Source organism: Comamonas sp. GW821-FHT11H03 (assembly GCF_058807955.1).
Genome location: NZ_JBXARF010000002.1, coordinates 838,906 through 852,936, shown reverse-complemented (window position 1 = coordinate 852,936; position 14,031 = coordinate 838,906). Strand labels below are relative to the sequence as shown.

Annotated in this window: 11 protein-coding genes and 1 tRNA gene; 5 read left to right on the top strand and 7 right to left on the bottom strand. The window is 60.5% G+C overall.

Annotated features, from left to right (window positions below; all coding sequences use genetic code 11):
* Positions 1-240: 240 nt before the first annotated feature.
* From AC1RTQ_RS08330 to cysS, 6 genes are all read right to left on the bottom strand, one after another.
* Positions 241-333: transfer RNA gene (locus AC1RTQ_RS08330), tRNA-Ser, on the bottom strand.
* Positions 334-387: 54 nt separating this feature from the next.
* Positions 388-1,653, bottom strand: coding sequence for an aspartate kinase (locus tag AC1RTQ_RS08325; protein WP_302091809.1), 1,266 nt, complete (start codon positions 1,651-1,653; stop codon positions 388-390).
* Between the two features lie 93 nt (positions 1,654-1,746).
* Complete coding sequence (tilS, locus tag AC1RTQ_RS08320; protein WP_492874966.1) at positions 1,747-2,751, bottom strand: tRNA lysidine(34) synthetase TilS; 1,005 nt, start codon at positions 2,749-2,751, stop codon at positions 1,747-1,749.
* 153 nt (positions 2,752-2,904) lie between these two features.
* Positions 2,905-3,882 carry an acetyl-CoA carboxylase carboxyltransferase subunit alpha gene (locus AC1RTQ_RS08315; protein WP_302091811.1) on the bottom strand — a complete coding sequence of 326 codons (978 nt, stop codon included), beginning with the start codon at positions 3,880-3,882 and terminating at the stop codon, positions 2,905-2,907.
* A 60-nt stretch (positions 3,883-3,942) separates the two neighbouring features.
* Positions 3,943-4,767, bottom strand: coding sequence for a DNA-3-methyladenine glycosylase family protein (locus AC1RTQ_RS08310; RefSeq protein ID WP_492874965.1), 825 nt, complete (start codon positions 4,765-4,767; stop codon positions 3,943-3,945).
* 50 nt (positions 4,768-4,817) lie between these two features.
* Positions 4,818-6,203: a cysteine--tRNA ligase gene (cysS, locus tag AC1RTQ_RS08305; protein ID WP_492874964.1), complete on the bottom strand. Its 1,386-nt coding sequence runs from the start codon at positions 6,201-6,203 to the stop codon at positions 4,818-4,820.
* A gap of 222 nt (positions 6,204-6,425) precedes the next feature.
* On the opposite strand from cysS, the gene AC1RTQ_RS08300 reads away from it, so the two are divergent.
* From AC1RTQ_RS08300 to AC1RTQ_RS08285, 4 genes are all read left to right on the top strand, one after another.
* Positions 6,426-6,989, top strand: coding sequence for a tetratricopeptide repeat protein (locus AC1RTQ_RS08300; RefSeq protein ID WP_302091814.1), 564 nt, complete (start codon positions 6,426-6,428; stop codon positions 6,987-6,989).
* Between the two features lie 125 nt (positions 6,990-7,114).
* Positions 7,115-7,699 (top strand): peptidylprolyl isomerase, encoded by a 585-nt coding sequence (locus AC1RTQ_RS08295; RefSeq protein ID WP_492874963.1) that lies wholly within the window; start codon positions 7,115-7,117, stop codon positions 7,697-7,699.
* 69 nt (positions 7,700-7,768) lie between these two features.
* Positions 7,769-8,296: a peptidylprolyl isomerase gene (locus AC1RTQ_RS08290; RefSeq protein ID WP_003076264.1), complete on the top strand. Its 528-nt coding sequence runs from the start codon at positions 7,769-7,771 to the stop codon at positions 8,294-8,296.
* Positions 8,297-8,674: 378 nt separating this feature from the next.
* Entirely contained in the window at positions 8,675-9,472 is a 798-nt protein-coding gene (locus AC1RTQ_RS08285; protein WP_492874962.1) for a UDP-2,3-diacylglucosamine diphosphatase, read from the top strand.
* A 191-nt stretch (positions 9,473-9,663) separates the two neighbouring features.
* Here AC1RTQ_RS08285 and AC1RTQ_RS08280 read toward each other — a convergent pair whose 3' ends face one another.
* On the bottom strand, positions 9,664-11,310 hold the full coding sequence (locus AC1RTQ_RS08280) for an acyl-CoA synthetase (protein WP_492874961.1): 1,647 nt from the start codon (positions 11,308-11,310) through the stop codon (positions 9,664-9,666).
* 593 nt (positions 11,311-11,903) lie between these two features.
* Between AC1RTQ_RS08280 and dnaG the strand changes: the two genes are divergently transcribed.
* Complete coding sequence (gene dnaG, locus AC1RTQ_RS08275) at positions 11,904-13,889, top strand: DNA primase (RefSeq protein ID WP_492874960.1); 1,986 nt, start codon at positions 11,904-11,906, stop codon at positions 13,887-13,889.
* Positions 13,890-14,031: the final 142 nt, after the last annotated feature.

Below are 14,031 nucleotides of genomic sequence, written 5' to 3'. Positions count from 1 at the left end.
AGAGTTTGTTCCGAAGAACTGGCTGCTTGCCCTCAAACGCCCACGCTTATCGGCTGTATTTTTTTAAGGAACCGAGTTCAAAACCAAAAACTTGATCTTGAATCTCATTGCTTGCTGCGATCAGCGAAGCCTTGCATTGTAGCCTGTTTTTCAGCAGACTCAAATCAAAGTTTGAAACTTTTTGTCAAGACCCGTAAGGTCTTGACAAAAAGAAAAAGCCTTTCGGCTTTTTCTTTGATTTGGCGGAAACGGAGGGATTCGAACCCTCGATGAGGCTCTACACCCCATACTCCCTTAGCAGGGGAGCACCTTCGGCCACTCGGTCACGTTTCCGGAATGACGCTATTGTAAACAGCTTTTTTGATCGTTTTTGGAAAGTTGCGAAAATTATTCGCTTTTGTCCAAACCAAAGGCAGTGTGCAGGGAACGCACGGCCAGCTCCAGGTACTTCTCGTCGATCACGACGGAGGTCTTGATTTCGGAGGTGGAGATCATCTGGATGTTCACGCCTTCCTTGCTCAGGGCACGGAACATGGTGGAGGCCACGCCCACATGGCTGCGCATGCCGATGCCGACGATGCTGACCTTGGCGATATTGGGATTGCCCACCACTTCGGAAGCACCCAGCGCAGGAACAACGCTTTCACGCAGCAGCTCCATGGCGCGCTGGTAGTCGCCCTGGCTCACGGTGAAGCTGAAGTCGGTCTTGCCGTCCTTGGAGATGTTCTGGATGATCACATCGACTTCGATGTTGGCATCAGCCACGGGCCCCAGGATGGCAGCAGCCACGCCAGGGGTATCGGGCACGCCCAGCACGGAGATCTTGGCCTCGCCACGGTTGAAAGCGATGCCGGATACGACAGCCTTTTCCATTTTTTCGTCTTCCTCAAAAGTAATCAGCGTGCCGGACTTGGCTTCTTCTTCCAGATCGATATCCCAGGGCGTGAAGCTGGACAGCACGCGCATGGGTACCTTGTACTTGCCTGCAAACTCCACGGAACGGATTTGCAGCACCTTGGAGCCCAGGCTGGCCATTTCCAGCATTTCCTCGAAGCTCACCGTACCCAGGCGCTTGGCAGCAGGCACTACACGGGGGTCGGTGGTGTAGACGCCATCGACATCGGTATAGATCAGGCATTCGGCAGCCTTCAGGGCGGCAGCCACGGCCACAGCAGAAGTGTCGGAGCCGCCACGACCCAGCGTGGTGACATTGCCTTCGGGATCGATACCCTGGAAGCCGGTCACGATAACGACACGACCTGCCTCGAGGTCAGCGCGCACGCGCTTGTCGTCGATGGACTCGATGCGAGCCTTGGTGTAGCTGCTATCGGTGCGCACGGGCACTTGCCAGCCCGCATAGCTGACGGATTCCATGCCCTCGGCCTGCAGCGCAATGGCCAGCAGCGCAGAAGATGCCTGCTCGCCAGTGGCGGCCAGCATATCGAGCTCACGGTAGTACGAACTCTTGGCGTGGCTGGGAGCCAGCTCGCTGGCCAGACCCAGCAAACGGTTGGTTTCGCCACTCATGGCGCTGGGCACAACCACCAACTGGTGACCTGCCCGAGCCCATTTGGCCACACGCTTGGCGACGTTGCGGATGCGCTCTGTCGAGCCCATCGAGGTGCCGCCGTATTTATGAACGATCAGTGCCATTGGATACTAAAGGGTGACGAAACAGCAGCCACGGCGCAGATCACAAAGGTTTTGGCGCGCCGGCGGTTTTCGTACAGGTAAAAAAACCAAAACCTAGGAATTGTACCAACCGAGACTTGCCCCCTGGCGCTCCACAAAACCCCGTCCCACCTTGATATGGATGCGGTGCCCTCGCGTAGTGCAAACGCCGAGCTGCGCCACGAGCTGCGCAAGCTGCGCCGCCGTCGGCGTTGTGCCATGTGCGACGCGCAGCCAATAGCGCAGAACATTGCCCAGACGTGCTTTACTCAAACGCTGCAGCGCCTTGATAGCCGGCGGCACTCCCACCATCTGCAGGTCTGCTGCCGCCTGCTCGTTGAGCAGCTCTGAAGCCTGCGCGCAATGCGCACTGCTACGTGCAAACGTGTTGCGGAACTGCGGAAAAACCTGCTCCAGCACCGGCAGCAGCTGAGCCCGGATGCGATTGCGCGTGTAGCCCGGATCGGCATTCGTCGGATCCTCGATCCAGCTCAAACCCCTGAGGCGCAACCAGTCGCGCAGCGCCTGGCCCGGCACCGACAGCAAGGGCCTGAACCACTCCAGCCCCGCTCTTTGCCAATGCCCGGGCATGGCCGCCAGACCGGCCACACCGGCACCGCGCGAGAGCGCCAGCAGCAAGGTCTCGACCTGATCATCGGCATGCTGGGCCAGCGCCATGGAGCACACCGCGTCCAGCTCTGCGCCCTGCGCATCGAACCAGGGCTGCCGAGCCACCTGAATCAAGGCGGCATAACGCCCCTGGCGCGCCGCATCTTCGGGGCTTTGCCCCTGCACATTGCGCGCATCGATGGCGCAGACCTTGAGTGCGATGCCGTGCCGGGCGCACAGTTGCTCGCAATGCCACTGAAAACCATCAGCCGCAGACTGCAAACCATGATGTACATGAATCGCCCTCACCTGCCCAGGCCAGCGCGCATGGCAGGCCAGCAACAAGGCTGATGAATCCGCGCCACCACTGAAAGCCACCGCCAGCGGCAGCGGCGGCTGGAAGCCCCCGATTGCAGCGTCGACCAGTGCTGCCGAGACACTCAACAAGTCAGCATCAGACTTGATTTGCATTGCAAACAGCCTTCCAATTCATAATTCAATAGCAGGCAGCTCTTGATTTATAAGGGCTTGAAGCATATTTCATTCAAAACCTATCAAGGTCGACCGCAAAAAAGAATGGCTCCCGAAGGAGCCATTGTGCGCAAGCCGCAAGCAAGCAGTTGCTTAGCGATTGTCTGCCTTGGTGTCAGCAAACTTGCCATAGCTCTGAATGCGCTCGTAGCGACGATCCTGCAGCTCCTTGGGCTTGAGATCCGACAACTGACGCAGGGCATCACCCAGCGCACGCTTGAGGAATGCCCCCATTTGCTTGGTGTCGCGGTGAGCGCCACCCACGGGTTCGTTGACGATCTTGTCGACCAGGCCCAGCGCCTTCAGGCGGTGAGCCGTGATACCCATGGCATCAGCCGCTTCTTGCGCCTTTTCACCCGTCTTCCAAAGAATGGAAGCGCAGCCTTCGGGACTGATCACCGAGTACACGGAGTACTGCAGCATCAGCACCTGGTCAGCCACGGCAATGGCCAGCGCACCGCCCGAACCACCTTCACCGATGATGGTGGTGATGATGGGTGTCTGCAGCTGGGCCATCTCGTAGATGTTGCGACCAATGGCTTCGGACTGGCCACGCTCCTCGGCGTCGATACCAGGGAAGGCGCCGGGCGTGTCCACAAACGTGAACACGGGCAGCTTGAACTTCTCGGCCGTCTTCATCAGACGCAGAGCCTTGCGATAGCCCTCGGGGCGCGTCATGCCGAAGTTGCGCAGTGTGCGCTCCTTGGTATCGCGGCCCTTTTGATGACCGATCACCATGCAGGGCTGGCCATTGAAACGTGCCAGGCCACCGATGATGGACTGGTCATCCGCAAAGTGTCGGTCGCCGTGCATTTCGACAAAGTCGGTAAAGCACTCGCGGACATAGTCGAGCGTATAGGGACGCTCGGTATGACGGGCAATCTTGGTGATCTGCCAGGGGGTCAGGTCGCTGTAGATGTCCTTGGTCAGCTGCAGGCTTTTCTTGCTGAGCTGATCAATCTCTTCCGAGATATCTACTGCGCTTTCAGTCTGCACATAGCGCAGTTCCTCGATTTTGGATTCGAGTTCTGCAATGGGCTGCTCAAAATCCAGAAAGTTCTTTTTCGCCAACGTATTTCTCCTTGTGCCAGCCTGTTGCAATCCTTGCAATCGGCCAGTGGACAGATGTCATCAAGCCACAGGCTGCGCCTCGAGCGAGCGCCAAATATACCAAGTTGCAACCGTACACCACGGTTTCCAAGCCTCGGCAACTTCACGGGCATCGCTGCGACTGACAGGATCACCCGAAAAATGATTGAGAGAGATGCCCTGTATCAAGCCGGCATCATCCAGAGGCAGCACATTGGGCCGCCCCAGGCAGTAAATCAGAAAATTCTCGGCCGTCCAGCGACTGAGACCGCGTATGGACATCAGCTCAGCGATGATGGCTTCATCGCTCATCTGGGCCCATTCATCCATGTGCAGGCGATGCTCGGTGAAGTGCAGCGCCAGATCGACCAGATAGTCCACCTTGCGCGCCGACAGTCCCGCGCCACGCATATCGTCCACCTTGAGCCTGAGCACCTGCTCTGGCTGCATGGCAGCAGGCAGCTTGGCGAACTTGTTCCACAAGGTCTTGGCCGACTTCGCCGAAATCTGCTGCCCGACAATGGAGCGGGCCAATGTGGCAAAGGCCTGCTCCTGCCCGCAAGGCAGCAGCGCCTGACTGCCGAGTTGCGGAATCAGGCGTTTGAGCACACGATCGCGGCGCATGAGCTGGCGGCAGGCCTCGGCCCAATAGGCGGGCACGCCATCGGGCAGATCCAGATGGATCTTGGGAGCAGCTGCTTTGGGCGCGACTGTCTGCTTTGCAGTTGTACCGACAGGCTGAGCAATGGCTGCCGCCCCCAAAGGCGCTACAGGCAAAGGCGCAGCCGGCCCCATGGGCACGGGCAGATCGGCAACCAGCGGCAGCTGCTCGAACTCCATGGTGTCCAGATGCTTGACCGCGCTCATGCACGCCCCTTCGCACTGCTCACACAGTTGATGGAATATTGCATGCAGCCTCAGCCCTTGGCGGCCGATTCCCAGGTCGTACCCGCGGCAGAGTCCTTGAGGACGATGCCCTGCTCGAGCAGTTCCTTGCGGATGCGGTCGGCCTCGGCCCAGTTCTTGGCAGCCTTGGCCTGAGCGCGCGCGGCAATCTGCGCTTCGATCGCGGCCGCATCCACACCTTCGGCACCGGCCTGCAGAAACTTCTGCGGCTCAGCCTGCAGCAGGCCCAGGCAGGCCCCCAGGGCCTTGAGCAAGCCCGCCACTTCGGGCGACTTGCTGCGGTTGACTTCAGCGGCCAGCTCGAACAGCACGGCCACTGCCTCGGGCGTGCCGAAGTCTTCATCCATCGCCGCCTTGAAGCGGGCGGCATAGGAGTTGCTCCAGTCGATCTGCATCTCGGCGGGCGCCACCAGATCCAAAGCGGTATAGAGGCGCTTGAGCGCACCGCGTGCATCATCGAGATGCACGTTGGAATAGTTCAGCGGGCTGCGGTAGTGACTGCGTACGACGAAGAAACGGATGGTCTCGGCGTCGTATTCCTTGAGCACGTCGCGGATGGTGAAGAAGTTGCCCAGCGACTTGGACATCTTCTCGTTGTCCACGTTGATGAAGCCGTTGTGCATCCAGGTCTGGGCAAACGGCTTGCCGGTCGCACCTTCGCTCTGGGCAATCTCGTTCTCGTGGTGAGGGAACTGCAGGTCTGCACCGCCACCATGGATGTCAAAGCTCTCGCCCAGCAGCTCGCAGCCCATGGCCGAGCATTCGATATGCCAGCCGGGTCGGCCTTCACCAAACGAACTCTGCCATTTCACATCGGCCGGCTCATCGGCCTTGGCCGACTTCCACAGCACAAAGTCCAGCGGGTCATGCTTGCCGTCCGCCACGGCCACGCGCTCACCGGCGTTGAGTTCATCCAGCGATTTGCCCGACAGCTTGCCGTAGCCTGGAAACTTGCGCACGGCGTAGTTCACATCGCCATTGCCGGCCTGATAGGCCAGGCCCTTGCTCTGCAGCTGGGCGATCATGCTCAGCATCTGCGGCACGTATTCGGTAGCGCGCGGCTCCAGCGTGGGGCGTTCGATACCGAGCGCATCCGCATCCTGGTGCAGCGCATCGATCATGCGATCGGTCAAGCTGCGGATGGTTTCGCCATTTTCCACCGCGCGCCTGATGATCTTGTCATCGATGTCGGTGATGTTGCGCACATAGGTCACCTTGTAGCCGCTGGCGCGCAGCCAGCGCTGCACCACGTCGAAAGCCACCATGGAGCGCGCGTGGCCCAGGTGGCAGAGGTCATAGACCGTCATGCCACAGACGTACATACGCACATGGCCCGGCTCCAGCGGCGAAAACGATTCCAGTGCACGCGACAGCGTGTTGTAGATGCGCAAACTCATGAATCTTGAAATAGGGAGAGAGGGTGGCGACCAGCAGCACTGGCCATGCCTGCGATGCATAAACCGTGCCTGCCATTCCCTGAGGCTGAAAGATGCGCACTAGCATCCAGACACATCCCGGTCCGGCCAGACGCCTAAGCGCTGCACACCCCTCAGCTACAATTCCCCGCAGTATAAGCTCCCGCCGCAGCGCAGTTCTTGCGGCGCTATGAAAGCACCTACATGCCTGTACGCAACTTGTTCAGTACCGCAGCGCGTGCGGCAGCCCTGGCTGCCTTGCTCGCTGCAGGTAGCGCCTACGCCGACGATTACACGGATGTTGCCCAGTTGCTCAAGAGCGGCAAAACGCAGCAGGCGCTGCAAAAAACGGAAACCTATTTGGCCAAGAATGCACGCGACCCACAGATGCGTTTTCTGCGCGGCATCGCGCTGAGCAATGACGGCAAGACCGAGGACGCGATTGCGGCTTTTCGCCAGCTGACCGAGGACTATCCAGAACTGCCCGAGCCCTATAACAACCTGGCCGTGATCTATGCACGCCAGGGCGATCTGGATCGCGCCCGCTCTGCACTTGAAGCTGCCGTGCGCAACAATCCGAACTATGCCGTAGCACATGAAAACCTGGGCGATATCTATGCCCGCCTGGCCTATCAGTCCTATGCGCAGTCCCTGGCCAAGGGCGGCCGCCCCGCAGCCCTGAACCCCAAGCTCAAGCAGCTCAAGGACCTGCTGCAGCCTGCGGCCTCCCTCGCAACGCCTGCCCCGGCCCAGCCTGCACAGCGCTGAACCCGTTTTTTGCCATCGCCGCCCTCTTGTGAAGCAGGCCGGCGCCCTCAGCTGCCTCGAGCCGGTTTTTTTGCAGCCGCTATCCAGCGGTCTTGCCCAAGGCCCACTTACCCAGGAATATGACCATGCTGAATTTCCGTCGAAACAGCCTTAAAGCCCTGTCCGCCATTGCGCTGACAGCCACTGTTTTTGCAACCTCCGGCCTGGCCCAGGCGCAATCCAAGGTGCAGCTCAAGACCAGCATGGGCGATATCGTGGTCGAGCTCAACGACGCCAAGGCGCCCAAGAGCGCCGCCAATTTTCTGCAATATGTGCGCGACAAGCACTATGACGGCACGGTGTTCCACCGCGTCATCGAAGGCTTCATGATCCAGGGTGGCGGCATGGACGCCAATCTGAACGAAAAGCCCACACGCGCCCCGATTCCGTTGGAAGCCAGCAATGGCCTCAAGAACGACCGCGGCACGATTGCCATGGCGCGCACCGGCAACCCCAACTCGGCCACCTCGCAGTTCTTCATCAATGTGGTGAACAACGACATGCTCAACGCCCCCAAGCCCGACGGCCATGGCTATGCCGTCTTCGGCAAGGTGATCAAGGGTATGGATGTGGTGGACAAAATCCGCGCCGTGGCTACGGGCAACCGTGGCATGCACCAGAATGTGCCTACGACGCCGGTAACAATCCTCTCCGCCTCCGAAATCAAGTAAACAACCCGGCGGCGCTGCATCTGCAGGTCTGCGCCCGCCTCTTCACTCCATCCTCTAGAAAGTACAGACATGAGCAATCCCCAAGTCGAACTGCACGTGACCATCAACGTGGCTGACACCGCAACCCAGGGCGTGATCACCCTGGAACTGGACGCCGTGAACGCGCCCAAGTCCACCGAGAACTTCCTGAGCTACGTGAACCAGGGCTTCTACAACGGCACCATCTTCCACCGCGTGATCAAGAACTTCATGATCCAGGGTGGCGGTTTTGCAGCCGACATGAAGCAAAAGGAAACCGCTGCACCCATCGAGAACGAAGCCAAGAACGGCCTGAAGAACGACAAGTACACCATTGCCATGGCTCGCACCAGCGATCCTCACAGCGCAACCGCCCAGTTCTTCATCAACACCGTGGACAACGGCTTCCTGAACCACACAGCTCCCACCGGCCAGGGCTGGGGCTATGCCGTGTTCGGCAAGGTGGTCAAGGGCGAAGAAGTCGTGGACGCCATCAAGAAGGTGCGCACCACCCGCAAGGGCTTCCACGACGACGTGCCTTTCGACGCAGTGGTGATCGACAAGGCCGTGGCCCTGTAATTTGATCCCCCTGAGCCGCTTTGCGGCTTCCCCCTGAGGGGGACTACGGCCTCGCTGCGGGGCGGCCCTTGCTTGCCGTCTCTCGCACGAGGCCGTAGTTGTTTTTAGAAGCCGCGTATTTCACGACTTCCGCAAAACGGGTTCAGGCAGGATGACTGCCTGCTGGAAGCAGGCTGTTGCTGCATTCTTGTTTGCGCAAGTCCTCACTTGTTCAAATGACTGAATCCGCCGTTCATTCAGATCCCCGCACGACTGCGCCTCAGGTGACGCAGCTGCAAGGCGCACCCGGCCGGGACGACGGCCTCGCTGCAAGGCGCCTCTTGCTTGCCGCCTCTCGCACGGGGCCGTTATCGTTTTCAGGCTGCGTACCATCATCACATGACTGATTCTTCAGATCCCCGCACGACTGCTCCTCAGGTGGCGCAGCTGCAAGGCGCACCCGACTGGCGAGCTATCGACTTTATTTCCGATCTGCACCTGCAGCCGTCCGAGCCGCAGACGGTTGAAGCCTGGCGCAGCTATCTGGCACGCAGCACGGCCGATGCCATCTTTATCCTCGGCGATCTGTTTGAAGTCTGGGTCGGTGACGATGCACTCGATGAACCCGGCAGCTTCGAAGCCGAATGCGCTGCCGTGCTGCACGAGGCGGCGCAGCAGCGTCCGCTGTTCTTCATGGTCGGCAACCGCGACTTTCTGGCCGGTGACGAGTTTCTGCGCCGCAGCGGCATGAGCGGCCTTTCCGACCCCACGGTGCTGCGATGGGCAGGCCCCAGCATCCTGCTCAGCCATGGCGATGCGCTGTGTCTGGACGATGTGGAGTACCAGCAATTCCGAGCTGTTTCGCGCTCCGCCGCCTGGCAGCAGCAACTGCTGGCCCAGCCCCTGGCCGTGCGCCGCGCGATCGGCAAATCGGCACGCAGCGAAAGCGAGCAGCGCAAGCAAAGCGGCGCTCCCTACGCAGATGCCGACACGCAGATGAATGCCACCTGGATGCAGGCCGCACAAGCGCCCTGGCTGATTCACGGCCATACCCATCAGCCCGCCGACCACGCACTGGGCAATGACCAATGGCGCATCGTGCTCAGCGACTGGCATATCGATGCCGATACACGGCGCGCCGAGGTGCTGCGCGTGACGCCTGAAGGCTGGCAGCGCATGCCGCCCGATCTGGCCTGAAGCGCTGAGCAGCTACAGCTATCAAATTAATAGCTTGTTGCGCAGGCCATTCATAGATTTCAGATTGAAAACTATCCAAGTTCTATGAATAGCAGGCGCTAGCAGCTATCAAATTTGCTGAACCGACAGACACGAAAAAGCCCGCTGCCCACATCGCCAAGGCACCGGGCTTTGGGCTTGGCGGCCGGATCTCAGGCCGAAATGGCGCCAGCCGAACCGGCCTGCTTGCGCAGCTCGAACTTCTGGATCTTGCCCGTGCTGGTCTTGGGCAGCTCCCCGAACACCACGGCGCGCGGCACCTTGTAGCCGGCCAGATGCTTTTTGCAGTGGGCAATGATGTCTTGCTCCGTGGTCTCGGCTCCGGCCTTGAGCTCGATAAAGGCGCAGGGCGTCTCGCCCCATTTGGGATCGGGCTTGGCCACCACGGCCGCAGCCAGCACGGCAGGGTGACGATAGAGCACATCCTCCACTTCGATCGAGGAGATGTTCTCGCCGCCCGAGATGATGATGTCCTTGCTGCGGTCCTTGATCTGGATATAGCCGTCGGGATGCTGAACGGCCAGGTCGCCGCTATGGAACCAGCCGCCGCGGAAAGCCTCCTGCGTCGCCTGCGGGTTCTTGAGATAGCCCTTCATGGCGATATTGCCCTGGAACATGATCTCCCCCATGGTCTGGCCGTCGCGCGGCACGGGCTGCATGGTTTCGGGCTCCAGCACTGCGGCAGAGCGCTGAAGGTGGTAGCGCACGCCCTGGCGCGAGTTCAGACGGGCGCGCTCACCAATATCGAGCTGATTCCAGGCCTCGTGCCTGGCGCAGACCGTGGCCGGGCCGTAGGTTTCGGTCAGGCCGTAGACATGGGTGATGTCAAAGCCCATGGACTCCATGCCCTCGATCATCGATGCGGGCGGCGCGGCCCCTGCCACCATGGCCTTCACGCCTGCGGGCACGCCCTGCTTCATGGCGGCCGGCGCATTCACCAGCAAGCTGTGCACGATGGGCGCGCCGCAGTAATGGGTCACGCCATGATTTCGAATGGCGTCAAACACCGCCTGCGCATCCACCCGGCGCAGGCAGACGTTGACGGCCGCGCGCGCTGCCACCGTCCAGGGAAAGCACCAGCCGTTGCAATGGAACATGGGCAGCGTCCACAGATAGACGGCGTGCTTGGGCATGTCCCACTCCAACACGTTGCTGATGGCATTGTTGTGCGCGCCGCGATGGTGGTAGACCACGCCCTTGGGGTTGCCTGTGGTGCCACTGGTGTAGTTCAGCGCAATCGCATCCCATTCGTCGCCGGGCCACTGCCAGTCGAAACCGGCATCGCCCTGGGCCACGAAGCTCTCGTAGTCAATGGCACCGATCTGCTCGCCCGCCTCGCCATAGACGCTGTCCTCGACCTGGATCACATAGATGGGTTCTGTGCCCTTGCGCAATTTGAGTGCCCTGGCCATCAAGGCCGCGAACTCGGGGTCCACGATCAAGGCCTTGGCTTCGCCATGGTCCAGCATGAATGCCAGGGTCTCGGCATCGAGCCGGGTATTGAGCGTGTTGAGCACGGCACCGGCCATGGGCACGCCAAAGTGCGCCTCCACCATGGGCGGCGTATTGGGCAGCATCACGGCCACCGTGTCGTTCTTGCCGATGCCGATTTTCTGCAGGCTGCTGGCCAGTTGACGGCAACGCGCATAGGTTTGTGCCCAGCTCTGGCGCAAGTCGCCATGAACAATGGCCAGGCGCTCGGGGTAGACCTCGGCCGTGCGGGCAATAAAGCCCAGCGGCGTCAGCGCGGCGTAGTTGGCGGTGTTCGGTGCGAGGTTCAGATCGAAAGAACTTGTCATGTTTGTCTCCTGAGCGCTTTGTACCCCAGCATCGGTCACGCCAGGCTTACAACCGAGTGCCATACAAGCCTGTTGTGACCGGGATCAAGCAGCTGCGCCCGAAATGGCCGCACCGCGCCGGCAAACCGGCATGCGACACGCGCGGACAAACCAGAGCAATTTAAAAGGTCATTCAGTGAGCCAGTACTTTCAACAGCTTCTGAAAATCGATAAATTCATTTGAAATCAATCACATGGAATCCTTTTGAAAAACCCCCTCATTCCCCAGGCAGCGCCAACTCATGCAAGTCATCTATAAGACATCATTTATCTGACAGACCAACCACCAGGACTTCGAATCGCTTTTAGAATGCGCACACGTTTTGAGGATATGACTGCCAGCGCTGGCAGTGCAAGACCGACATCTCTGCCCGCACGGAGCCGGTCGCAAGCCTCAAGACTGTGAGGCGGAGGAGACGTTTTAGAGGAGAGCCTGGCAATGATCCAGGCATCAGGAGACCTGAGCCTGCACCCATGGGTGCAGGCTTTTTTTTTGCCCGCCCGCACATTCCTGCCGCGCCATCGGCGTTTGCCGAAAAAGGCAGAATACGCGGGTGGCCATTCCCCAATCATTCATCCAAGAGTTACTCTCCCGCGTCGACGTCGTCGACATCGTGGGCCGCTATGTACAGCTCAAAAAGGGCGGCGCCAACTTCATGGGCCTATGCCCTTTCCATGGCGAGAAGTCGCCATCTTTCACAGTCAGCCCCAGCAAGCAGTTTTTCCACTGCTTTGGCTGCGGCAAGAATGGCAATGCCATCGGCTTTCTGATGGAGCATACCGGCATGGGCTTTGTCGAAGCCGTGCAGGAACTTGCCAGCCAATGCGGTCTGCAAGTGCCCCAGGACGACATCAGTCCTGCCGAGCGCCAGCGCCAGGCTCAGCAAAAGCAAAAAGCCGAGACCCTGAGCGACCTTCTGGAAAAAGCCGGCGAGTCCTATCGCAAACATCTCAAGGCCGCCCCCAAGGCCATCGAGTATCTGAAAAAGCGCGGCGTCTCCGGCGAAGTCTCCAAGCGCTTCGGCCTGGGCTACGCACCCGCAGGCTGGCATGGCCTGGCCAGCGTGTTCGCCGAGTACGACAACCCGCAGCTTGAAGAATGCGGGCTGGTCATCGTGGGCGAGGACGACAGCCGCCGCTACGACCGCTTTCGCGACCGGCTGATGTTCCCGATTCGCAACGTCAAAGGCGAATGCATAGGCTTTGGCGGCCGGGTGTTTGGCGATGAAAAGCCCAAATACCTGAACTCCCCCGAAACCCCGGTCTTCCACAAGGGCCGCGAACTCTACGGCCTCTACGAGGCCCGGCAGGCCCTGCGCGACATGGGCTACGCCCTGGTCACCGAAGGCTACATGGACGTGGTGGCGCTGGCCCAACTGGGCTTTGCCAATGCCGTGGCCACGCTGGGCACGGCCTGCACGCCCGAGCATGTGCAAAAGCTGTTGCGCTTTACCGATGCCGTGGTCTTCAGCTTCGACGGCGACGGCGCGGGCCGGCGCGCCGCCCGCAAGGCGCTGGATGCGGCCCTGCCACTGGCGACGGACACGCGCTCCATCAAATTCCTGTTCCTGCCTTCGGAGCATGACCCCGACAGCTTCATCCGCGAATTCGGCCCCGAGGCCTTCTCGCGCTACGTAGGCGACGCAACGCCACTGAGCCGCTTTCTCATCGAATCGGCCAGCGAGGGCTGCGACCTGGGACAGACAGAAGGCCGTGCCCACATGGCCAGCAACGCGCGGCCGCTGTGGTCGCTACTGCCCGACGGCGCACTCAAGCGCCAGTTGCTCTCCGAAATCGCCGCCCTGGCCCAACTGGACTCGCGCGACCTCTCCGATATCTGGGCGCAGGAAGCCGCACGCACCGCCCCCGCCGCCCGTCGCGCCCCTCCTGCTGCCAGCCCTCAGGCACCGGAATGGGATGCGCCGCCCGGTAACTGGGAAAGCGCTCCTGACTGGGCCGATGCTGCAGCACCGGCTCCCTCCTACCCGAGCCAGGGCGGCGGCAGCAACTGGCCGGGCCGCAAGGAATTCGGCCGGGCGCGCAAGCCCTGGGGCAAGAAGGGCGAGGACTGGAACCCGCCGCAGCTGGGCCCGCGCCCCACGCCGGTCAGCCGCGAAGACCAGGCCGCACGCCTGCTGATGTGTCACATGGAGTTCATGGAAGAGATGACCCATGAGGATTTCGATGCCCTGGCTCGCTGCAACCAAAGCCATGCCCCCTTGTTCCGTTGGCTGGAGGCCCAGTTCACCGAGTCCGGGCCGCGCTCCTGGGCAGTGCTGCGCGAGCAATTGCAAGGCGCGCCTTGCGAGCCGCTGGCCCAAAAACTCATGAGCGGCGCCCATGCCAACCCCGAAGGCGAGGTGGACGAGTTGCGCAAGGAGTTGCGCGGCACACTCAATCTGATCCTCGTGGATCACCTCAAGCGCGAGGAGGCGCAGGCGCTCAAGGAGATCGCCACCGACCCCACAGCGGCAAGGCGTTACATAGAGTTTCAACAGCGGCGAAAAAATTTATCTGTAATTATTAGCTCCGCCTCTTGACATCTTTAAAAAAGGTATAATTTAACAGATATAGGCAAGAGCGACAGCAACACCTCCGACCCGGGCACCGTGAAGAAATCACGTGATGGCAGCAACTGCATGGCCCATTTCTCGCAAGGATTGCATACCAAATGATCGCCCC